This window comes from Polycyclovorans algicola TG408, from assembly GCF_000711245.1.
GTDB lineage: Bacteria > Pseudomonadota > Gammaproteobacteria > Nevskiales > Nevskiaceae > Polycyclovorans > Polycyclovorans algicola.
Genome location: NZ_JOMH01000001.1, coordinates 2,698,731 through 2,719,489, shown reverse-complemented (window position 1 = coordinate 2,719,489; position 20,759 = coordinate 2,698,731). Strand labels below are relative to the sequence as shown.

The 20,759-nt window shown below is 63.9% G+C and carries 19 protein-coding genes and 2 tRNA genes; 10 read left to right on the top strand and 11 right to left on the bottom strand.

Features of this window, described 5'->3' with window-relative positions; translation table 11 throughout:
• Nucleotides 1-10 precede the first annotated feature (10 nt).
• The 8 genes from U741_RS0112985 (at nucleotide 11) to U741_RS0112950 (ending at nucleotide 7,562) form a co-directional block, all read left to right on the top strand.
• Nucleotides 11-976 carry an ATP phosphoribosyltransferase regulatory subunit gene (locus U741_RS0112985; protein WP_029890883.1) on the top strand — a complete coding sequence of 322 codons (966 nt, stop codon included), beginning with the start codon at nucleotides 11-13 and terminating at the stop codon, nucleotides 974-976.
• Between the two features lie 98 nt (nucleotides 977-1,074).
• The gene (locus tag U741_RS0112980; RefSeq protein ID WP_029890882.1) at nucleotides 1,075-2,373 is read left to right on the top strand and encodes an adenylosuccinate synthase; all 1,299 of its coding nucleotides are present in this window, start codon (nucleotides 1,075-1,077) and stop codon (nucleotides 2,371-2,373) included.
• A 15-nt stretch (nucleotides 2,374-2,388) separates the two neighbouring features.
• The gene (locus U741_RS0112975; protein WP_029890881.1) at nucleotides 2,389-3,249 is read left to right on the top strand and encodes an SDR family oxidoreductase; all 861 of its coding nucleotides are present in this window, start codon (nucleotides 2,389-2,391) and stop codon (nucleotides 3,247-3,249) included.
• Nucleotides 3,249-3,875, top strand: a complete 627-nt coding sequence (locus U741_RS0112970; RefSeq protein ID WP_029890880.1) for an L-threonylcarbamoyladenylate synthase — start codon at nucleotides 3,249-3,251, stop codon at nucleotides 3,873-3,875. Before U741_RS0112975 ends, U741_RS0112970 begins: the two co-directional genes overlap by 1 nt.
• Nucleotides 3,876-3,960: 85 nt before the next feature.
• A tRNA-His gene (locus tag U741_RS0112965) sits at nucleotides 3,961-4,036 on the top strand.
• A gap of 24 nt (nucleotides 4,037-4,060) precedes the next feature.
• Nucleotides 4,061-4,136, top strand: a tRNA-Lys gene (locus tag U741_RS0112960).
• A gap of 170 nt (nucleotides 4,137-4,306) precedes the next feature.
• Nucleotides 4,307-6,226, top strand: coding sequence for a SurA N-terminal domain-containing protein (locus U741_RS0112955; protein WP_029890879.1), 1,920 nt, complete (start codon nucleotides 4,307-4,309; stop codon nucleotides 6,224-6,226).
• A gap of 58 nt (nucleotides 6,227-6,284) precedes the next feature.
• On the top strand, nucleotides 6,285-7,562 hold the full coding sequence (locus tag U741_RS0112950; protein ID WP_029890878.1) for a dicarboxylate/amino acid:cation symporter: 1,278 nt from the start codon (nucleotides 6,285-6,287) through the stop codon (nucleotides 7,560-7,562).
• A gap of 28 nt (nucleotides 7,563-7,590) precedes the next feature.
• Here the strand turns inward: U741_RS0112950 and U741_RS0112945 are convergent, their stop codons facing one another.
• From U741_RS0112945 to U741_RS0112895, 11 genes are all read right to left on the bottom strand, one after another.
• Complete coding sequence (locus tag U741_RS0112945) at nucleotides 7,591-8,379, bottom strand: enoyl-ACP reductase FabI (protein WP_029890877.1); 789 nt, start codon at nucleotides 8,377-8,379, stop codon at nucleotides 7,591-7,593.
• A 50-nt stretch (nucleotides 8,380-8,429) separates the two neighbouring features.
• On the bottom strand, nucleotides 8,430-9,461 hold the full coding sequence (locus tag U741_RS0112940) for an AgmX/PglI C-terminal domain-containing protein (protein WP_029890876.1): 1,032 nt from the start codon (nucleotides 9,459-9,461) through the stop codon (nucleotides 8,430-8,432).
• Nucleotides 9,458-9,973, bottom strand: a complete 516-nt coding sequence (locus U741_RS0112935) for an ExbD/TolR family protein (protein ID WP_029890875.1) — start codon at nucleotides 9,971-9,973, stop codon at nucleotides 9,458-9,460. Before U741_RS0112935 ends, U741_RS0112940 begins: the two co-directional genes overlap by 4 nt.
• Complete coding sequence (locus U741_RS0112930; protein WP_052378801.1) at nucleotides 9,970-10,467, bottom strand: ExbD/TolR family protein; 498 nt, start codon at nucleotides 10,465-10,467, stop codon at nucleotides 9,970-9,972. Before U741_RS0112930 ends, U741_RS0112935 begins: the two co-directional genes overlap by 4 nt.
• On the bottom strand, nucleotides 10,468-11,100 hold the full coding sequence (locus U741_RS0112925) for a MotA/TolQ/ExbB proton channel family protein (RefSeq protein WP_029890873.1): 633 nt from the start codon (nucleotides 11,098-11,100) through the stop codon (nucleotides 10,468-10,470).
• 60 nt (nucleotides 11,101-11,160) lie between these two features.
• Complete coding sequence (locus U741_RS0112920) at nucleotides 11,161-11,577, bottom strand: hypothetical protein (protein ID WP_029890872.1); 417 nt, start codon at nucleotides 11,575-11,577, stop codon at nucleotides 11,161-11,163.
• A gap of 5 nt (nucleotides 11,578-11,582) precedes the next feature.
• Nucleotides 11,583-12,245 carry a tetratricopeptide repeat protein gene (locus U741_RS0112915; RefSeq protein WP_052378800.1) on the bottom strand — a complete coding sequence of 221 codons (663 nt, stop codon included), beginning with the start codon at nucleotides 12,243-12,245 and terminating at the stop codon, nucleotides 11,583-11,585.
• Nucleotides 12,229-15,090, bottom strand: a complete 2,862-nt coding sequence (locus U741_RS0112910) for a tetratricopeptide repeat protein (protein ID WP_052378799.1) — start codon at nucleotides 15,088-15,090, stop codon at nucleotides 12,229-12,231. Before U741_RS0112910 ends, U741_RS0112915 begins: the two co-directional genes overlap by 17 nt.
• A 5-nt stretch (nucleotides 15,091-15,095) precedes the next feature.
• Complete coding sequence (locus U741_RS0112905) at nucleotides 15,096-17,045, bottom strand: tetratricopeptide repeat protein (protein WP_029890869.1); 1,950 nt, start codon at nucleotides 17,043-17,045, stop codon at nucleotides 15,096-15,098.
• A complete protein-coding gene (locus U741_RS0112900) occupies nucleotides 17,045-17,632 on the bottom strand; it encodes a hypothetical protein (protein WP_029890868.1) in 588 nt (195 codons plus the stop codon). The genes U741_RS0112905 and U741_RS0112900 overlap by 1 nt, the downstream gene beginning before the upstream one ends.
• A 102-nt stretch (nucleotides 17,633-17,734) precedes the next feature.
• On the bottom strand, nucleotides 17,735-18,589 hold the full coding sequence (locus U741_RS0112895; RefSeq protein WP_029890867.1) for a 6-carboxytetrahydropterin synthase: 855 nt from the start codon (nucleotides 18,587-18,589) through the stop codon (nucleotides 17,735-17,737).
• Nucleotides 18,590-18,661: 72 nt separating this feature from the next.
• On the opposite strand from U741_RS0112895, the gene gltX reads away from it, so the two are divergent.
• The gene (gltX, locus tag U741_RS0112890) at nucleotides 18,662-20,074 is read left to right on the top strand and encodes a glutamate--tRNA ligase (RefSeq protein ID WP_029890866.1); all 1,413 of its coding nucleotides are present in this window, start codon (nucleotides 18,662-18,664) and stop codon (nucleotides 20,072-20,074) included.
• Nucleotides 20,071-20,742: a site-2 protease family protein gene (locus U741_RS0112885; protein ID WP_029890865.1), complete on the top strand. Its 672-nt coding sequence runs from the start codon at nucleotides 20,071-20,073 to the stop codon at nucleotides 20,740-20,742. The genes gltX and U741_RS0112885 overlap by 4 nt, the downstream gene beginning before the upstream one ends.
• Nucleotides 20,743-20,759: the final 17 nt, after the last annotated feature.

The window sequence follows — 20,759 nt, the reverse complement described above, 5'->3', positions numbered from 1 at the left end:
GGCGAGATGGATGTTGCCGGAGGGCATGGCCGAGACCCTGGCACCCTCGTCATGGGTGCTTGAGGACCTGCGCCGCAAGCTGCTCGACCACTATCGCGCGGCTGGCTTCGAGTTGATCCTCACGCCGCTGGTCGAACACCTTGAAAGCCTGTTGACCGGCTCAGCCGAAGACCTGGAGCGACAGACCTTCAAGCTGATCGATCCCGAGTCCGGCCGACTGCTCGGCCTGCGTGCCGACATGACGCCGCAGGCGGCACGTGTCGCGGCGCGTCACTACGCGCAGCAGAAGATCGTCAGGCTTTGTTACTTGGGTACCGTGCTGCGCGCCACCGCACCGGAGCCAGGGCAGTCGCGATCACCGCGCCAGGTCGGCTGCGAAATTTTTGGCGAACCCGGTCTGGCGGCCGACCTCGAAGCCATCAACCTGATGCTGCAGAGCATTTCGCTGGCCGGCGTTCGCGCCGTTGCCCTCGACCTGGGGCATGTGGGTGTCTATCGCGGCGTGGTCCAGCATCTGGCCCTGAGTGAAGCGGACGAGGCCGAACTTTTTGGGTTGGTTCAACGAAAATCCGGTCCGGATATGGCGCAGTGGATGTCGGCGCGCGGACTGGAAGGCGCGGTTCGCCAGTTGTTGATCGACCTGCTCGACCTCAACGGCGGTGTTGAGGTGCTCGAAGTCGCGACAACGCGTCTGGCTGCGGCCGGCGACTCGGTGCAGCAGGCGCTGGCGCAACTGCGCGCGGTTTGTGACGCCATCCGCGCGCAAGCGGCGCCACCCGAAATTCACGTCGATCTCGCCGAACTGCGGGGTTACCGCTACAAGACCGGGCTGGTCTTTGCCGCCTTCGTCGCCGACCACGGCCGTGAGATCGCCCGGGGCGGGCGTTACGATGGGGTCGGGGCAGCGTTTGGCGAGTATCGGCCGGCCACCGGGTTCTCGGCCGACATCAACGAGTTGCTGCGTCTCGGTCTCTGAAGCCGCTGCGGTGTTGGGCGCGGGTTCCAATCGTTCATCAGCGAGGCGTCATCGGCCTCTCCGCGCCCGGCGCAATCAAATCAGTCAAGGAGTGGAAAATGGGGCAGTCAGTGGTGGTGATCGGCGCGCAGTGGGGCGATGAAGGCAAAGGGAAGGTCGTGGACCTGCTCACCGATCGCGTGCAGGCCGTGGTGCGCTTTCAGGGCGGCCACAATGCCGGTCACACGCTGGTGATCAACGGGGTCAAGACCGCTCTGAACCTGATCCCCAGCGGCATCATGCGACCGGGTGTGGCCTGCCTGATTGGCAATGGCGTGGTGCTGTCGCTGACGGCCCTGCTGAGCGAGATCGAGAAGGTCGAGGCCACCGGTGCCCAGGTGCGCGACCGGTTGTTCATTTCTGAAGCGGCGCCGCTGGTGTTGCCGACGCACGTCAAACTCGATGTGGCCCGAGAGTTGGCGCGTGGCGAGGCCAAGATTGGCACCACCGGGAAAGGCATCGGGCCTGCCTACGAGGACAAGATCGCACGCCGCGCCGTCCGGGTCGGCGACCTGTTTTCACGTGACCTTCTGGCCGCAAAACTCGGCGAGCTGCTGGCCTATCACAACTTCGTTCTGCGGGAATATTTCCATACCGAGACCGTTGATTTCGACGAGACACTGAACACGCTGCTGGCGCAGGCCCAGCAGGTCAAACCCATGGTGGCTGACGTCACCGAGCGGCTGCGTCAACACCTCGAAAAGGGCGACAACGTGCTGTTTGAGGGTGCGCAAGGCGCGTTGCTCGACATCGATCACGGCACCTATCCGTACGTCACGTCGTCGAATACCACGGCAGGCGGCGCGGCCACCGGGACCGGCGTCGGCCCGCGGCACCTCGACTACGTGCTGGGCATCGTCAAGGCGTATGCCACGCGTGTTGGCTCCGGGCCGTTTCCGACCGAACTCGACAACGATATTGGCCAGCACATTCGTGACAAGGGCATGGAGTACGGCACCGTGACCAAACGGCCGCGCCGCTGCGGCTGGTTCGATGCCATCGCAGCGCGGCGCTCGATCTTCAACAACAGTGTGTCGGGTCTATGCGTGACCAAGATGGACGTGCTTGACGAGCTGGACGAAATTCGGATTTGCACCGGCTATCGCGTTGACGGCAATTCGGTTGACGTGCCCCCCATCGGCGCCGAGGGCTTTGCCCGTGTCGAGGCGGTTTACGAGTCGATGCCGGGCTGGAAGACGTCGACTTACGGCATCAACACGTATGACAGGCTGCCGGTCAAGGCGCGCGAATATCTGAAGAAGGTCGAGGAGGTCACGCGTACGCCGATTGCCATCGTGTCGACCGGTCCAGATCGTGATCACACCATCATCCTGCAAAACCCGTTTGCCGCTGCGTAAGCGGCTGGAGGTCACATGAGATCGCTTTCGGGCAAAACCCTGGTCATCAGCGGCGCATCGCGTGGCATCGGGCTGGCCATCGCACTGCGCGCTGCCCGCGACGGCGCCAACATTGCGGTGCTGGCCAAGACTGTCGAAGCCCATCCGAAGCTGCCCGGCACGATTTACAGTGCTGCGCAGGAAATTGAGGCAGCCGGTGGTCGTGCTTTGCCGCTGGCCTGCGACATTCGCGATACCGAGCAGATCGAAGCGGCGGTGGCCAAAACCGTCGAGACCTTCGGCGGCATCGACATCCTGATCAACAACGCCAGCGCCATCAGCCTAACCGGGACGCTGGCCACCGAGCCCAAGCGTTACGACCTGATGCACGGCATCAATGCCCGTGGCACGTTTTTCATGTCGCGTGCCTGTATCCCGCATCTAAAGAAGGCGGGCAATCCGCACGTGCTCAACCTGTCGCCGCCGCTGGATCTCAACCCGGCGTTTTTCGCCCCGCACACGGCCTACACCCTCGCCAAATACGCCATGAGTGTCTACGCCATGGCCATGGCCGTTGAGTTCAAGCGCGACGGGATCGCCTTCAATACCTTGTGGCCACGCACCATGATCGCCACGGCCGCGCTGCAGGCGATCCCCGGCGCCGGGCAGGTCATTGACCAGTCGCGCACGCCCGCGATCATGGCCGACGCCGCGCACGTGATGTTGACCCGTGACAGCCGCGCCTTCACCGGACAACACTGCATAGATGACCTAGTTCTGGCGGCGGACGGCGTCACTGATTTTTCGGCTTACCGCGTCAAGGCAGGCACGGCGCCTTTGGTCGATGACCTGTTCATTCCCGACAGCATGCCGCCGCCCGACGGCATCATCGTCTGATGGCCGCGCGTTGGGTCGAACTGCACCCCGACAATCCGCAGGCGCGGCTGATCGGGCAGGTGGTGGACGCGGTGCGGGGCGGGGCCGTCATCGCGTACCCTACCGAGTCGGGCTATTCGCTGGGCTGTCATCTGGATGACCGGGCTGCGGCGGATCGGCTGCGCCGCATTCGCAACTTCGACAAGCATCACCAGTTCACCCTGATGTGTCGTGACCTGTCCGAGATCGCCCGCTACGCGCGCGTCGACAACACCCAGTTTCGACTGCTGAAGGCGGCAACGCCGGGGGCATATACCTTCGTCCTGGCCGCCAGCAAGGACTTGCCCAAACGGATTGCCCACGAGCGACGCAAGACCATCGGCATTCGCGTGCCGACGAACCCGGTGGCGCGTGCCTTGCTCGACGCACTCAACGAACCGCTGATTTCATGCACCCTGCAGTTTCCGGGCGAAGACCATCCCGTCGACGAGCCGGAAGACTGGCGCGATCAACTCGACCGTGACGTCGACTGGGTCCTCACCAGCGGTCACTGCGGTGTCCTGCCCACCACCGTGGTCGACCTGACCGGCGATGCACCGGAGATTCTTCGCCAAGGCAGCGGGCCGCTGGAGGTGCTTGGCCTTTGAATCGCCGATCTGCACAAACCCTAATTCCCGATGTAAATGAGGCGTGCGTCGCGCCAGTGATTTGGCTACAATCGCGCCCTCGGTGGTGGCCGTAGCTCAGTTGGTAGAGTCCCAGATTGTGATTCTGGTTGTCGCGGGTTCGAGCCCCGTCGGTCACCCCACTCCCTTTGATCAGTTAATGATGCGGGCTGCTAGCTCAATTGGTAGAGCAGCTGACTCTTAATCAGTAGGTTCCCAGTTCGAGTCTGGGGCAGCCCACCATTGAATTGATCGTTCTCCGCCCATCCAGCGCGAACCAGAGACCACCCCTGCGGTGGTTTTTTTGTGCCCGTTTGAATAGGTCCCCGGCGGCGCTGTCGTGCCGACCGTTATACTCGCTGATTCGCCAACCGCCGCAGTAGACGGCGCTGCCTAGAAGGACATCCCTTTCAATGCTTCAGTCAATTCGTGACAGCCTTTCGGGCTGGGTCTTGTGGTTTGTCGTGGGCCTGATCGCGGTGCCGTTCGCGTTTGTCGGTATCGAATCGTTCCGCATGGGCAGCAGTGACCCGGTGCTGGTTGAGGTCGGCGACACCGAGATCACCGATGCCCAGTTCCGCAATGCGTTTGATCAGCGCTTCCGGCAGCTGCAACAGATGATGGGCGACGACTTTCGGCCCGACATGATCAACACCGCCGACTTCCGCGCCGCCGTCCTGCAGGACATGACCCGTGAAGCGCTGTTGCTTCAGTACGCTCGGCAGAACGGATATCGCGGGAGTGATCCAGAGATCATGGAATACCTGCGCAGCCTGCCGGCGTTCCAGCGTGATGGACGCTTCTCGTCGGAGGCGTATCGCGAGGTGCTTGCCAATCAGGGGATGGACCCCGAGTCGTTTGAAGCCCAGTTGCGCGATGCGCTGGCCATCGACCAGATGCGTGATGGCGTGCTCGACAGCGCCACCATTCCCAATACCCTGCTCGACAATCACATTCGTTTGCAGCAACAGCGTCGCTCGCTGAGTCTCATGGTGGTGCCGGCCGAACGGTTTGTTGACGAGATCGAGCCGACCGAGGCCGAGATCAACGCCCGCTACGAGCAGAATCAGTCGCAGTACCAGTTGCCAGAGCGGGTGAAGCTGGATTACGTGATGCTCGACAGCGCCTCAATGGATGAGGGCCCAGACCCCGAGCCGTCGGTACTCGCAGCGCTTTACGAAGCCGAAAAGGCGCGTTTCATCAACGGCGAAGAACGGCGTGCGAGTCACATTCTGATCCCACTGGATGCCGACGAGGACGCGGCGCGCGAGCAGGCCGCCGAGCTGCGGGAGCGTCTGGCCAGCGGTGCCGACTTTGCCGAGCTCGCCGCCGAATTTTCGTCAGACACCGGTTCCAAAGACCAGGGCGGCGATCTGGGCTGGATCGAACGGGGGCAGATGGCGCCCGATTTTGAAGAAGCCTTGTTCGCATTGGACGAAGGTGAAATCAGCCAGCCGGTGGTGACCGAGTTCGGGGTGCACCTGATTCGTGCCACCGAAGTCAAAGCCGAGCAGGTGCGAACCCTCGATGATGAAGGGGTCCGCGAGCAGCTGCTGAATCGCTATCACGAGCGCGAACGCGCCTTGCGCATGCAGGAGATGCAGGAGCAACTCGACCAATTGGCGTTTGAAAACGCCAGCACATTGGCGCCGGTTGCCGTGGCATTGGAGCTGGAAGTGCAACAGACCGAGTGGTTTACACGCGACGGCGGCGCTGGGCTTCTGGCCGAGCGCGGCATTCTCAACGTCGCGTTCTCACCGGAGTTGATTGACGCTGAAGAAAACAGCCGCCCCATCGCGCTGTCGGACGGTCGTATCGTCGTCGTGCGCAAAGCGGGTTATGAGGCGCCCACCTCGAAGGCACTCGAAACCGTGGCCGATGAGATTCGCACCGAATTGAAGCAGGAAGGTGCGCGTGCCAGGGCGTTCGCGCTGGCCGAGCAGGTCATGGACGAGGCCGCCACCATCGCTTCGGCCGACGAGCTCTCCGCGCTGGCCGACAAGCATGAACTGAGCTATCGCACGGTCGGCGCGGTGACTCGCGACAGCGAGAACGTCAACGCGGCGGTGCTGCGGCGACTGTTTACGCTGCCGCCGCCCGCTGAAGGGGCCCCTCCGCGTCTGAGCGTGGTCGACCAAACCAACGGTGACGCCGCCATCATCGCGTTTTCGGGCATCAGGCCGGCGACCGTCGACGAGGCGGACCGCATCGCCGCACGCGACCGGTTCACTGACGTGCTTGCCGGCCGCGAATTTGACGCCTACCAGGCGAGCATGCGCGACGTCATTCCGGTTGAGCAGCGGCGTTCGGCCAGCGAAGGCGACGCGCCCTGACGCACGCTAAGACAAGCCTTGGTGTGGGCGAGGGCGGGTGCCTGCTAGGCTGCAGCTGATGAAACTTCATTGGCAGATTCTGATTGCACTGGTGGCCGCCTTCGCGGCCGGCTCCCTGCTTGGCCAGGTGCCCGGCTTTCTGCGGCTGATGGACATGGTCGGCACCATGTTCCTCAACGCGCTGCGCATGCTGATCGTCCCGCTGATCGTGTCGGCCATGATCTGCGCGTTGCTCGGGATCGGCAACGGCGCCGGTCTGGCGCGCCTCGGCGGCCGTACGGTGCTGTACTTTCTTCTGACGACGCTGATCGCCGTGGTCACGGCCTTGGTGCTGGTGAATGTCGTCACGCCGGGCATCATCGACGGCGCGCCGGCCGGTGAGCGGCTGGGGCTCTCGGCCGACACGGCGCGCGTCACTGAAAGCGTGTCAGACCGCGGCCAGGGTGATCTGCTCGACATTCTGGTGCGGATGATTCCGGTCAACGTTTTCGAGGCAGCCGCCAAGGCCGACATGCTCGGCCTGATCTTCTTCTCGATCCTCTTCGGCTATTTCGCGGCGCGTCTGCCCGAAGGCTTGCTTCAGTCGCAAGAGCGCTTCTGGCAGGGCATTTACGAGGTGATGATTCGTCTCACCGGCCTGATCATGTGGTTTGCCCCGCTGGGCGTGTTCGCGCTGGTCAGCCAGACCGTGGCGCAGACCGGGCTTGATGCGCTGCTGCCGCTGGCGCTGTTCTTCGGTGTGGTGATCGCCGCGTTGCTGATTCAGATGGCGGTGTGGCTGCCGCTGATCCTGCGAGGATTCGGCCTGTCGCCGCTGCGCCACTTCAGAGCAGTCGGACCGGCGTTGTTAACGGCATTTTCGACTAGTAGTTCGGCCGCGACCCTGCCGGTCTCGCTGCAGCGCCTGCAGACCGAAGCCGGCGTGTCGGCCAAGGTGTCGGGATTCGTCATGCCTCTGGGCACCACCGTCAACATGAATGGCACGGCGCTCTATGAGTGCGCAGCAGCCCTTTTCATCGCGCAGGCCTATGGCCTGGAGCTGGGCGTGCTCACGCAGTTCACCATCGTCGCCCTGGCGTTGTTGACGTCGATTGGGGTGGCCGGTATCCCGTCTGCCAGTTTGGTTGCCATTGCCATCATCCTGACGGCCGTTGGCTTGCCGCTTGAAGGCGTCGGCCTGATTCTGGCGGTGGACCGGGTGCTCGACATGGCCCGCACCGCCGTCAACGTGTTTGGCGACACCGTGGGCGCGGTGCTGATGGCCCACCTCGAAGGCGAAAACGTACTGCCTGACCGTGTCAACACCGGCATCGCCGAATCAGACGCGAAGGCCTGATTCAGCGCTATCTGCGGGGTGCACGGTCTTACTGGCCGGGAAACTGCATGCCCATGATGCGGTAGCCGGCGTCGACGTAGATAATTTCGCCGGTGATGCCGGCCGCCAGGTCGGAACACAAGAAGGCCGCCGTGTTGCCGACGTCTTCAATGGTGACGTTGCGCTTCAGCGGACTGGCGGCAGCGGCACTGGACAACATGTCGCGAAAGCCGCTGATGCCGGCAGCCGCAAGCGTCTTGATCGGCCCGGCCGAGATGCCGTTGACGCGAATGCCCTCACTGCCGAGATCGGCCGCCATGAACCGCACATTGGCCTCCAGACTGGCCTTGGCGGGACCCATGACGTTGTACATGGGCACCGCGCGCACAGCACCGAGGTAGGTGAGGGTGAGCATGGCCGCATCGCGCCCTTGCATCAGCGGGCGCGCCGCCTTGCCGAGTGCGGCAAACGAGTAGGCCGAAATGTCGTGCGAAATCGCAAAGCCTTCGCGGGTCACCGCATCAAGGTAACGCCCCTGCAACTGTTCGCGGGGCGCGAAGCCGATGGAGTGGATGACAATATCGATGCCGCCCCACTGCTGCTCGATCTCCTGCATGACGTGGGCAATCTGGGCGTCGTCCGTCACATCCAGCGGCAGCACCATTTTGCTGTTGCAGCGCGCGGCAACGTCTTCGACCCGGCCTTTCAAACGGTCGCCCTGATGGGTGAAGGCCAGCTCGGCACCTTCGCGCGCGAAGGCCTCAGAGATCCCCACTGCAATTGAGCGATCACTGGCAACGCCGGTGATCAAGGCTTTTTTTCCGCTCAGGAAGCCCATCTTGGCCTCTCCTATTTTTTAGTTAGATGGCCCGCATGAAACCGCGCGGGTTAAAGCAAGACGATGGGGTAGTTGCGAACCGGGAAGGCCGGAACCGACTTGGCGCCAAAATTCATCAGCTGTATACGGGTCAGCAGCTGGCGGTCGACATCGGCATCACCCAGCTCGCTGCTGACCAGCTCGAGATTGCTGATGCTGCCGTCGGGGTTAATCGTGAAGTTGATGACAATTTTGCCGCGCAGATCAGGATTGGTACGCAATGCCCGGTTGACGATGGCCGTGATCGCCCCCTTGTTACGATCAAACACCAGTTGGATTTCTTGCAGGGTGCGCCCTGAAGCGACGGCATCACCGCCCTCGCCGGGACGGGTTCGATCTTCGCCAAAGCCGACCGGGCTCTCAAGCTGCGTGGTGTTGCGCGAGCCCAGGCCAGTACCGGCGTCGGTGCGGCGGGTCTGACCGGCCCCCGGTGTCTGGATGCCGCTGCTGCGGGTCTGTGCCGATTCGGCCACCCGGTCAGGGTTGGCGGCAGTGCCCGAGCCCGAGCCGCTGCCACCGCGTGAGCCGACCACCGTGGATGAGGTCAGCGGTTGCGAGGGGTCGATGCCGGTCAGGGTGTTGTCGCGTAGCGGTGACAGCTGGTCGAACGCTGACGCGGCCTCCTGTGCGCGCTGGCGTGCCGCCTCGTTGGCACGCGCTTCGGCATGCTGTTGGGCGATGGCGGGGTCAACCGTCGGCACCGGCTGCGGGGCGCGGGTTGCTTGGGGGGCAACCACCTCTTCGACCGGTTCAGGGTCGGGCTCGGCTTCCGGCTCGATGGGGTCTTCCTGGTCCTCTTCGGCAGGCGCGGCCTCTTCGGTTTTTTCGGCAACCGGCACGTCTTCGCGCTCGCTGATCAGCTCGACATAACGCTCGCCGGCGAAACTGCCGCCGCCGGGCGTCAGGCCCGTCAAATTAAGGAACGGCAGAATCAGAATGAAGGCCAACACCGGAAGCGCGCAGGCCAGCAGCACGCGGCGGAACTGGCGGTCGGCATCTTCGGCCAGTTCCCAGCTTTGCCAGCGGATCGCGTGAGCGCTCATTCCGACGCTCCGGGCGACTGGGTGATCACCGCCAGCGAGATGCGCGAAAAATTGGCGTCGGTGCAGGTCGCCATCACCCGACGAATCAACTGAAACGGGGTGTCCTTGTCGGCCATGATGTTGACTTCACCACGCGATACTTGCCCCGGCGTGCCGCCTTCGACGGCTTGCAGTGGCGTGGTCAGCAACACGGTTTTCAGAGGCTCGATGATGGCGCCGGAGCTGTTGGCCGCTTCATCGAGACGCATGACCACGCGGCCGTTGATCTGAAGGTCTTCGCGCGACAGCGTCAGCAAGATGTGTTCGCTTGGCTTCTCGGTGCTGACCGAGTCGGGCAGGGTCATCGCCTTGGCGTTGGGCAGCACTTCAACCTGCGCGCTGTTCACCATCAGAAAGAACACCAGGATGGTGAAGATGTCCATCAGTGACACCAAATTCAGGCCGGGTACACGACGTGAATTGGTCGCCCGGCGACTGATGCGCTGGCTGCGGATCGAGGCGCCACGAATCATGGTGCCTGCTCCATGGGCGTGGCTTCGCCGACCGAGATGCGCGGAAACATGTCGACCAGTACGCCATCACCGGCGGCCGGCAAATAGTGCACGGCGTCCATTGCGGCAATGACGGTCTGGTAGGGAATGCCAGGCTCGATCATCAGCGTGATGCTGTCTTCACCCGGCTCGGCGTTCTTGATTTCGGCCAGCACGCGGTTGACTGCTTCGAAGGCGAAATCGGTGTCTTCCTGACGCGGCCAGTTGCGCACCGACCCGGCCTTGTCTTCCAGGGTCAGGGCGTCCTCGCGCACGAACAAGGTCAGGCTGCGACGTTCTTCGTCAAGCGGTTGCGACTCGGAGTTGTCGGGCAGGTTCAGCTGCTTGACCGCCATCTGGGTGAACACGGCGGTGATCAGCAAAAACGGCACCAACACGACCATCAAATTCATGAAGGCCGTGATGTTGAGCTCTTCGGCGTCGACCCGGCGGGCCTTTCGCAGGCGTCCAATCATTTAGCTTTTGAACCCGAAGCTGTTCAGGAATTTGATCGCCGCCATTTCGACGTTCTCGACCAGTTCATTGGCATTGGATTGCAGCACCGCATGCAGCAGCAGCAGCGGGATGGCGACCATCAGCCCGAACGCCGTGGTGTTCATGGCGACCGAGATCGATGCCGAGAGCAGGTCCGCCTTCTCGGCAGGATTGACGTTGGCGACCGCGGTGAAGCCCTCGATCAGGCCGATGATGGTGCCCAGCAGGCCCATCAGCGTTGCGATGTTGGCAAAGGTGGCGAGGTAGTGGGTGCGCCGTTCGAGCAGCGGCGTGACTTCCATCAGCGACTCTTCCATCGCCATTTCGACGTCGGCACGGCTGGACGCTGACTTGGAGCGTGCCAGCCCGTAACCCAGCACCCTGCCAATCGCGGTTTCTGAGTTGGTGGCGGCACGCTCGGCCGCCTCATAGTCGCCCTGGTTGAGCAGCGGCAGCAGTTGGTCCCACAACCGGCGGTTTTCGCGACGCGCGCGCCGCAGGTAGAGAAAGCGCTCAAGCGCGATGGCCAGGCCGATGACCATGACGATCAGGAGCGGATACATGAAAGGTCCGCCCTGCTGGAAGAAGGTGATGATGGTGGCGAATACGTCCATGAAGAATGACTCTCGAAAGATGTACAGGGACCATGACGACTGGCGCCGTCAGGTGGGGTGTCAAGGGGTGTCGATGGGCACGTCAGGTGTGACCTGATTGCGTTCTGCCAAGGCGCCGCTCAGCGCGCGATGGTACTGGAGCTCCCGTAAAAAAACCGGGCGGTCGATGGGCAGCAAATTGGCTTCGACCAACCGCGCGGGACGGTCCATGTCGGCCGCCGCACTGCTGTCGCGCCACGGCATGATGTAAAGCCCGATGGGGGACTCACGATCACCAACAATTACCGTGCCAGCCTGTTCGCCCGACGCGGATTCAGATGGACGCTGGGCGGTGGCGTCGGTCGCTGACTCGACGGCCGGGCGTTCGCCGCCGAGGTTGGAGGTGTCGACGGCGGGGCCCTCTTCCTGCGCGAAGACCGCAGCAGCGGCTGCGAAAACCACGACACCGAGCGGGCCGCGCAAATTGGCAGGAAACATGTGGGTCATGGTGACGGGGCCTCGGATTCGGTGGCTTCGGCCGCTTCGGTCGCGGCGTCGGCCTGCTGTTCAAGCTCGGCGATCCACACCAGCACGCGCAGGTCATCGCCGCCGCTGAGTTCAAGATAGCGGCGATAGTGAGTCAGTGCGCCCTGCGCATCGTTCAGGGGTTGGTCGAGGACCAGCCCGAGGTTCAGGTGCGCTTCGGCCAGCGTTTCGTCGAGCGCGATGGCCTGTTGGTAGGCATCGCGGGCCGCCTCGGCGTTGTCGAGCTGACGCTCTGTGCGCCCCAGTTCGTTCCAGGCCACGGCATTGGCGGGGTTGATGTCGACAGCGCGCTTCAGGGCGGTGCGCGCCTCAGGCAGACGCTTGGCGCGCAGCTGCAGGATGCCCAGATTGGTCGGTGGGCCCGAGGCGTCGGGCGCGTCTTCGGCCAGTGCTTCAAAGGCTGCGCGCGCATCGTCAAACTGGTTGCGGCGCATCAGGTCCAGCGCCTCAAGGTAGCGTTCTTCGACGGTCTGGCCCGCGTCACCGACCACGCTCTCTTCGGGGTCGATGGTTTCGTCGGGTGCATCCTGACGCCCGCCCGGCGCGGCGCAGCCGGCCAGCACCATTGCGGCCAGCAGGGCCGCCAGCGCCGCGCGGCGCGGCTTAGCGGAAGGCTTCATAGATCGAAATCCCACGTTCGTTGCGGCCGTAGATCGCCGGGGCGATTTTCACCAGTTCGCGATAGCTGTCGCGAATGGCGTCGTCGTATATGCCCTGCGGTATGCGCTTGAGGTTGGCCTCGAAGGTTTTGATCGCACGCTCTTCAAACGGGAAGGCTTGTTCCTCGAGCAGCAGTTCGTACTGCTCCAGGGCGAGTGCGTCGAGATTGTCGGGCCGCTGTGATTCGTTGAGTGCGGCAGCAAAGCTCAGGTATACCGCGCCAAGCTGCCGTGTGGCTTCGGTGGTGACTTCTGCAAAGCCAAAGCCGGCGGCCTGATTGAGCATGGCCACGGCCTCTTCCATCGATTGCCGCCTTGCCGCGAGCGATTCGTTCAGGGGCAGGGTGATGCGCATGGTGGCGGTCTGGCTTGCCAGGGCCTGGCCCAGCGCCAGCGACGACTCTGCGGCCATCAGGCGGGTTTCGTCGCTGCGCTCGGCGCCAGCACTGGCGTCTGCGGCAACGATGGCGCGAAGCCAGCGCTCTCGGGCGCTGCGGTCGTTGTTGGCGCTGGCCTCTTCGACCAGACGCTGGCGCGCCACCATGGCGCGGTCAACCGGTCGCGGATAGGCGTTGACATACTTTTCGAACGCGGCAGCAGCTGCTGCTGGGTCGCGGTCTGACGCGTCGTAAAGCGTTGCGGCCAACCATGCGGATTCCTGCTGCACGTCGGGGGCTTCGCCACTGCGATCGGCAATTCGGGCGTAGACCGTCGCGGCTTCGAAAGGCTTTTCGTCGCGTTGATACGCGGTTGCCAGCATTTTGTCGGCGTCGGCGATGCGGTCGCTGTCCGGGTGGTCCTGGCGATAGGCCTCAATAACTTGCGCAGCCTGCACCCAGTCTTCAAGTTCGAACAGCGTCGAGGCGCCGTCAAAGTCGGCAGTGGCCACAATATCGGCCGAGGGTGCGACTTCTTTCACCCGCAGGAAATGGAAGACCGCTTGCCGCAATTCGCCGTCTTCACGGGCGATTTCGCCCTGCCTGTAGACACTGGCAGCGAGCCGTTCGATGGTCTCCGGCCGTTCTTCGGCCCGATCGGACATGATTTTCAGCGACTCGATGAACCCCTTCTCAGCCTCGGGATATTGCTCGAGCGCGTAGTGGCTGTCCGCGGTGATCGCCCAGGCACTGCCCATCAGGCGGTAGTCGACCTCGCTGGGGTGGCTGATGACCCGTTGGGCGACGTCAATGGCCTCGTCGTAACGCTCGAGCTCGTAAAGGTCTTCGGCCGCACGCGTGGTGACGCGCAGGGCTTCACCATGCGACGGAAACGCCTCGGTGAAGCGAAGGGCACCGGTAATTGCCAGGTCGAGCGCTTCTGGCCGCGACGCCGCCGGCTGGTCCTCGGCATGGCGCTGAAAGGCGAGGACCGCAGCATGTCCCGCCTCGGCCGAGCGATCATGTTTGGGGTAGTCGTAAGCCGTGCGCTCATATTCGCGCGCCGCCTCGAGAGGCTTGCCGCCATTGAACAGTGACTCACCGAGCAGGAAGTTCATCTCGGCGACCTTTTCGTCGCGCGGGTAAACCTCGATGATGCGTCGGTAATAGCCGGCTGCCGTCATGAAGTCGGAGGCGCGATCGGCGCCTTCCGTTGATTCGTCGGTCGCCTCCGAGGCCTCGTCGCCGCGCTGACCGCTGGCATAAAAGTGGGCTGACAGGTCGCCGAGGTGCCCGCGCAGTGCGGTCAGCACCTCGGGTGTGGGTGCGCGGTCTTGCCAATAGGCGGCGTCGGGATCGTAGGTTTCGGCGTAGCGCTGCTTCTCGGTGACCACCAGTTGGTTGAAGCCACCCGCGTCGTTGGCGGCGATGACGCGTTCCTGAAAGGTCGGTGCCAACGGGTGTTGCCGGTGTCGTTCTATGAAGGCCGCGTTGGCCTCGGCGGCATCGGTGTAGCGCTGGCGCTCAAGCAGTTGATCGCCGAGTGAGGCGTAGAGCAGCGGGAAGAATCGCGGGTCACCTTCGCGGGCGAAATAGTCATTCGCGGCTTCGCCGCCGCCGAGTTGGGTAAAGGCGAGTCCGATGACCCGGATGGAATCACGCGTGTAGTCGACCTTTTCGCTGTCAACATCGGCCAGCGCTTCCTCGAGGTCATACGCTTCGCCGGGCGGCAGTTCGCGGTCGAGAATTTCGATGAACACCTCGACCGCTGCGTCATATCGAGACTGCCGATAGCGCGACCAGCCAAGCTTGTACTGCGCGATGTCATGGAAGGGCGTGGCGTCGGCCAGCGCCATGACCTCGGCGTACTCAGCCTCGGCTTCCGGATAGCGGGATTCGAAGAACAGCAGCTCGGCACGCCGGAATCGGGCGTCGCCCAGCAGCTCACTTTCGGGGTACTCGGCGGTGAGGTCGGCCAGGGAATCGATGGCGGCCGGCGTGTCGCCGAGGTTCTGGTGGGCGCGCGCCAATTGATAGTGAATCTTGTCGTTGTCGGGCGAGTCGGGGTTTTCAGCGAGCAGCGACTCATACAGGGCAACCGACTCGGTCATCGACTCGGCTGCCGCCTCGGTGGCGCCCTCGGCGTCGGCCATGCGCACCTGCAGGTCGGCAAGCCGTCGCCGGGCCTCTTCGCGGGTCTGGCGGTCCGACTCCAACTCAAGCAGCTCACGATAGTTGTCGATCGCACGCTGTGGGTCGCTGGCGATGGGCTCCGACTTGATGATCGGCAGCACTTCGGGGTCAGGCGCTTCGCGGCCGCGCATGACGTCGCCGACGCTGGGGCCGGGGTCGATGCCGCGCGCCGCGCAGCCGACCAACACCAGCAGGGTGACCAGTGACGCAGTCTGTTTGAGCAAGCGATAAGCCATGAGTGTCAGGGCGCCTCGTCTTCTGATTCTGGCGCCGGGCCCGGGGTTTGCCGCTCTCGGTCATAGAGCCGGGCCAGTGCAAAACGGGCTTCGACCAGGTACTTCTCGATGGTCAGTTGTTGCTCTGACAATTCGCTGAGCGCGATGTCGTTGAGCACCAGCAGTTGTTCGTTGACCGCCAGTTCGAGTTGACGCTGCAGCACGCTGGCCTCGTCTCGTAATTGCACGGCCTGTTCGTAGCTGCCGCTGAAGCGTCCCGGCACGGTGGCGGGCCGCAGTCGAACCGCATCCTCGGCCTCAAAATCGGGTGGCCGTTGATAGCGTCCTGGCGGGGCCAGCGTTGGGTCGGCCTTGAGTGTCAGCACGATGTCTTCGCGCACCGGTTTGCGGTCCAGCTTGGCGGCGGCGAACAGCAGTTCGGGTTCGACCGGCTCGCGGTTGTTTCGCCGATAGATGTGCAGCACCCGGTCGAGGCGGTCTTGCCAGGCTTCTACCGTGCGGCCCAGCAGGCGAAGGTCGCGGTAGCTTTTCAGCCCTTCCTGAAAGCGATGAGATGCCAGCAGCGATTGCAGGTAGTAGGTTTCGGGCACGTCGGGCAGGTCGCGCAACTGCCAATCACGGCTGGATTCGTCATTGGCGTCGCGCAGCACCAGGGTGTTGAGCATCACGCCGCTCTCGATTGATTCTTGCGCGGCGCGTTGGCGCTTGCGGTTGAGTTCGAGCAGGTCAATGGCCTTCTCGTAATACTCAAGCGCCTGCGTGTAGGCCCCGATGCGGTCGAGTGTGTACGGGATGGCCAGCGCCGCTTCCTGGACCGCCGGGTCCATGGGATCGCGGTCCATCAATTGGGTCCAGGCCGCGAGCGCGCGCTGTAGGGACTCTTCTTCGTCATCCCCCATCTTGGCGCGCGAATAGATGGCAAAGCCCGAACGGCGGAAAACACCGTCTTCAATGAAGCCAGGGCGCAGCACGCCGCCGAGGGTCATCAGGCTGTTGAACGGGTCGTTTTCGTCTTCAAGGCGCGAGGTGCGGATCTGTCGATCACCGCGTGGCTGAAGCTCAGCCCAGCCCAGGCCCAGCAGCGCGCGGCTGGACGAAGCGCCCTCAGCGCGGATGCGTTGCAGGGTTGCCTTGGCGGTGCCGCCCTGCTCGTTCTGCAGAAAATGCCAACCCAACACCAAGTTGGCACGGTCGCGAATGGCGTGTTCGATTTCGGTTCGCGCCGGCATGCGACCCACCCGGTCCAGCGTGTCCCGGCCCTCGAGCGCGCGGCCATCGTTGATCAGCGCCAGCCCGAGGTTGTATTGCACGAAGGGGTCAAAGCGACTGCCGTCATCGGTTTCGACCAGCTCCTGCAGCATCTGGATGGCGTCGCCGTATTGTCCCTTGGCGAGCAGCACGCGGGTGACCTGGTATTTCCAGGCGTTGAGCTGAGCTTCGGGCAGGCTGTCGCGCAGTGCATTGAGGGTGCGCAGTGCGGCGTCAAAGCGACCGCGGCGGAAGTCCTGATCCGCAATCAGCATTTGCGTGCGCGCGTAACGAACGCTGTCGTTGCTGCCGACCCCGGCCAAGCGGTAGAGCCGCCGCGCTTCGAGCACTGAGAAGCCCATGTAGGCGTCGCCCATCAGCCACTGGAATTCTTCGGGCATTTCGTCGAGCGGTTTGCCGCCGGCGGTGCCGATCAGTTCGATGGACGCGCTCATGTAGCGCTTCTCAGCGGCCAGGGCCCGCGCCGTTTTGACCCTGACATCCTGGGGGCTGCCGGCCTTGTAGTAGCCGATTGCCTCGGGGTCGCTCAGTGAGGGGTCATCGCCGGCTGTCCGTTCGACGCCTGGCTGCTCGCTGTAGGGCAGGTCGGGCTCGATCCCCGGCACCGTCTGCGCGAACGTCGGGACGGCAAAAGCGCCGGCCAGAAAAAAAAGTCGATGCCAGGGGGTCGGTGATGGTGAACGCATCAGGGTTGCTCGCGCAGAATCTGCACATCGAGATCCGGTCGGCTGACGATGCGTTCGATAAAGGCCTTGCCCGCCTGACCGCGCACCGGTTTGGTCCTGAGGGCGCGGAAGACGACGGAGGTGGTTTTGGGCAGCTTGTCGAATTCCACGGTTCGCTCCATGACCACGGGTGCAGCGTCTGCGTCAGCGCTGGCGTACTGCCCGGTGAGGCTCAGGCGGGCGCGGTGGGTGCCGAGGTCGACATTGGCGAGCATCAACCGCTGCAGACCTCTGCTGCGCAACAGTGCGACGGCTTGGCTGCGTTCGAATTTCACGGTCACGGTCGGTCGGTCGTCAATCTGTATTGCCGCCTCAGACACCAGGAGGTCGTCGAGTTCAACGCCGAGGTAGACCGCCGTGCGCGTCAGTGGGGGATAGCGCACATCGTCTTCAACCGCCTGGGCCGCCGCGTTGAACCGCAGGGTTTCAAGGCGCAGCTGTTCGGTGACCTGATCGCGCTCCAGCAATGCCGGCTCGGTTGGGGCCGCGTGCTGGGCCAGTGCTGGGCCGAAGCAGAGCAACGCTGGGGCAATCAGGGCCCATCGCACGGGTCGATTCATCAAGATCAGGGTTTGGGAAGACACAGGAACGAGTCTAGCAAAGCGCCCCCAAGTGGGCTGTCCGCATTTCTGGACGACTTGCGCCTTTGGTCACGGCTTGGCCGCCGTACAGCGCGCGATCGCACCTTTTTGCACACCCTCGAAGGCGCGCACCGTGATGGACGCGCCGGGCCGGCGACGCTTGGCCTCGACGAGCAGCCAGTCGGCCAGACATTCCACCGTGCTGTCGCTGTCGATCCGGGTGACGGCGGCGCGCGGCAGTCGCAGGTCGAAGTGACCCTCGGGTGCGTCGTAGGCGGTGTGCAACTCGCTGCTCGTGAGGCTGATGACGTCGTCATTGCTGACGATATAAGCGTCGCGCAGCATCTCGCTGAGCTGTGCTTCCAGCGCCGCGTCGCGAGCGCCGCCAACGGTGATCTCGAGCCGGGACCGGTGACCGTGGGCGATACGCTGGCAGGCCCCGTCATGTTTTTTCAGGCCATGCACATAGTGGTAGTGGGCGCCGTCGATGGCCTCGGCGCGCAGGTGCAGGGTGATGCGGGTCACCGAAGCGGGCAGCCCCTGGCGAAGCAAGGTCTCGCAATGTTCGGCCACCGACGCGGCGTTGATGACGTCGGTGAGGATGGGCGTGATGCTGACCGCCGGCACATCAAGGTGAATCGGGCCGATGGCCGTGTCGGCCGAAAGCCGCGTGCGCTGCCCATCCCCAAGGTCGAGGCGGACGCCCGGTGCGTTGCGCGGCACCAGCAGGCTGTGGTCCGGGCCGCTGTCGATGGCGCGCTTGATGCGCCGCTTGACCTCGCCGAAGTCCAACACCATCGACTGGGCGTCCAGATCGCCTTCAAGTTCAAGGTCGACGATCCAGCTTTCACCCACCAGGCCGCGCTGCAGGTCCAGGTAGGCGCAGTCGATGACGGTCAAATGGTCAACAAACAGGGTGGCCATGCAAGACATCAAGCCGGGGTGGGTAGGCCGCGTAGTTTAGAATCACGCGCTTCGTTCTGAGTGGTCATGGTCATGGTTGTGACGCGTTTTGCTCCGTCGCCGACGGGTTATCTGCACATCGGCGGCGCGCGCACCGCGCTGTTTTCGTACTTGTACGCGCGCCGTCACGGCGGACGCTTCCTGCTGCGCATTGAAGACACCGACCGCGAACGCAGCACCCAGGCGGCCGTGGATGCCATTTTCGAGGGCATGGCGTGGCTGGGCCTGACCAGTGATGCTGAGCCGGTCTACCAGACCGCGCGTTATCCGCGCTACACCGAACTGATCGAACAAATGCTCGCCAACGGCAGCGCTTACCGCTGCTACGCCAGTCGCGAAGAACTCGACACCCTGCGCGCCGAGCAGCAGGCGCGCAAGGAAAAGCCCCGCTACGACGGTCGCTGGCGTCCGGCACCGGGCAAAAGCTTGCCTGAGCCCCCGCCCGGTGTGGCGCCGGTGATCCGCTTCGCCAACCCCTTGGACGGTGAGGTGGTGGTCAAGGACCTGATCAAGGGCGACATGCGCTTTGCCAACCGCGAACTTGACGACCTGATCATCGCGCGCGGCGACGGCACGCCGACCTACAACTTCTGTGTGGTGGTGGACGATGCCGACATGGGCATCAGCCACGTGATTCGGGGTGACGACCATGTCAACAACACCCCCAAGCAGATGAATCTGTTCACGGCGCTGGGCTTCACGCCCCCGGCCTACGCGCATGTGTCGATGATTCTGGGTGGCGACGGCGCCAAGCTGTCCAAGCGCCACGGCGCGCTGGGTGTCATGGAATACCGCGCCATGGGTTTCTTGCCCGACGGGCTGCTCAACTACCTGGTGCGTCTGGGCTGGAGCCACGGCGACCAAGAGCTGTTCACCCGCGCCGAGATGGAAGCGCTGTTCGACTTCGATCACGTCTCTTCGAGCCCGGCGCGCTTCGACATGGAAAAGGCGTACTGGGTGAATCATCAGTACCTGAAGACCGCGCCGCTGGCCGTCGTCGAGCCCGAGTTCGACTGGCACCTGCGCAACGCCGGCATCGACCCGGCCGCCGGCCCGGCGCTGGCGCCGGTGATCGAAGCGCAGCGCGAACGCTGCCGCACGCTGGTGGAGATGACCGAGAAATCGGCCTTCTTCTACCGTGATTTCGAACAGTATGTCGAGAAGGATGCCGCCAAACATCTCAAGCCAGAAGCCATGCCGGTGTTGCAGGCGCTGATCGAGGGCTTCAGTGGCGTCGGCGACTGGTCCGCCGAGCCGTTGCACGCGGTGGTCCAACAGGTGGGTGAGGCGCTGGGCGTCAAGCTCGGGGTTGTGGCCCAACCGATTCGCGTGGCCTGCTGCGGCATGGCGGTGTCGCCGCCCATCGACCAAACCTTGGCGCTACTGGGCCGCGAGCGCACCCTGGCGCGGCTGCAGCGCGCCGCAGACTGGATCACCGCGCAATGACCGACCCCGCGCAGTTCCTCACAACGCTGAGCATCTGGGCGATCCCGGTGCTGTTCGCCATCACCCTGCACGAAGTCGCCCACGGCTGGGCGGCGCGCGCTCTGGGCGACAACACGGCGGCGGCACTCGGCCGCCTGTCGCTGAACCCGATTCGTCACGTCGACCCGGTGGGCACGATCGTGGTGCCGGCGGTGTTGCTCTTTCTCGGCGGCTTTCTGTTCGGCTGGGCCAAGCCGGTGCCGGTCAACATGAACAATCTGCACAAGCCGCGCCAGCACATGGCCTGGGTCGCGGCCGCTGGGCCCGCAGCCAATCTGGTGATGGCGCTGGGCTGGGCGATCTTGCTGAAAACCGCGCTGACCTTCGGCGCCGACAGCCCGGTCTGGACATTTCTGGGCCTGATGTCGGTGGCCGGCATCATCATCAACCTGGTGCTGATGATTCTGAACCTGCTGCCCCTGCCGCCACTGGACGGCGGCCGCGTGCTGGCCGGGCTGGTGCCCGCCAACGGTGCGCGGTTGCTCGACCGTATCGAGCCTTACGGGCTGCTGATTCTGATCGTGCTGCTGGCCATGGGCATACTCGGGCAGGTCATCGCCGTGCCGCTGGGGCTGGCCGAAGGGTGGCTGTACGCGCTGTTCGGGCTGGACCCCGCGACCGTCTATTAGTTTTTGCCGGGTGGGTC

Coding starts and splice junctions, on each gene's coding strand:
- U741_RS0112985 (WP_029890883.1), top strand. CDS start 11: ATGTTGCCGGAGGGCATGGCCGAGACCCTGGCACCCTCGTCATGGGTG.
- U741_RS0112980 (WP_029890882.1), top strand. CDS start 1,075: ATGGGGCAGTCAGTGGTGGTGATCGGCGCGCAGTGGGGCGATGAAGGC.
- U741_RS0112975 (WP_029890881.1), top strand. CDS start 2,389: ATGAGATCGCTTTCGGGCAAAACCCTGGTCATCAGCGGCGCATCGCGT.
- U741_RS0112970 (WP_029890880.1), top strand. CDS start 3,249: ATGGCCGCGCGTTGGGTCGAACTGCACCCCGACAATCCGCAGGCGCGG.
- U741_RS0112955 (WP_029890879.1), top strand. CDS start 4,307: ATGCTTCAGTCAATTCGTGACAGCCTTTCGGGCTGGGTCTTGTGGTTT.
- U741_RS0112950 (WP_029890878.1), top strand. CDS start 6,285: ATGAAACTTCATTGGCAGATTCTGATTGCACTGGTGGCCGCCTTCGCG.
- U741_RS0112945 (WP_029890877.1), bottom strand. CDS start 8,379: ATGGGCTTCCTGAGCGGAAAAAAAGCCTTGATCACCGGCGTTGCCAGT.
- U741_RS0112940 (WP_029890876.1), bottom strand. CDS start 9,461: ATGAGCGCTCACGCGATCCGCTGGCAAAGCTGGGAACTGGCCGAAGAT.
- U741_RS0112935 (WP_029890875.1), bottom strand. CDS start 9,973: ATGATTCGTGGCGCCTCGATCCGCAGCCAGCGCATCAGTCGCCGGGCG.
- U741_RS0112930 (WP_052378801.1), bottom strand. CDS start 10,467: ATGATTGGACGCCTGCGAAAGGCCCGCCGGGTCGACGCCGAAGAGCTC.
- U741_RS0112925 (WP_029890873.1), bottom strand. CDS start 11,100: ATGGACGTATTCGCCACCATCATCACCTTCTTCCAGCAGGGCGGACCT.
- U741_RS0112920 (WP_029890872.1), bottom strand. CDS start 11,577: ATGTTTCCTGCCAATTTGCGCGGCCCGCTCGGTGTCGTGGTTTTCGCA.
- U741_RS0112915 (WP_052378800.1), bottom strand. CDS start 12,245: ATGAAGCCTTCCGCTAAGCCGCGCCGCGCGGCGCTGGCGGCCCTGCTG.
- U741_RS0112910 (WP_052378799.1), bottom strand. CDS start 15,090: ATGGCTTATCGCTTGCTCAAACAGACTGCGTCACTGGTCACCCTGCTG.
- U741_RS0112905 (WP_029890869.1), bottom strand. CDS start 17,045: ATGCGTTCACCATCACCGACCCCCTGGCATCGACTTTTTTTTCTGGCC.
- U741_RS0112895 (WP_029890867.1), bottom strand. CDS start 18,589: ATGGCCACCCTGTTTGTTGACCATTTGACCGTCATCGACTGCGCCTAC.
- gltX (WP_029890866.1), top strand. CDS start 18,662: ATGGTTGTGACGCGTTTTGCTCCGTCGCCGACGGGTTATCTGCACATC.
- U741_RS0112885 (WP_029890865.1), top strand. CDS start 20,071: ATGACCGACCCCGCGCAGTTCCTCACAACGCTGAGCATCTGGGCGATC.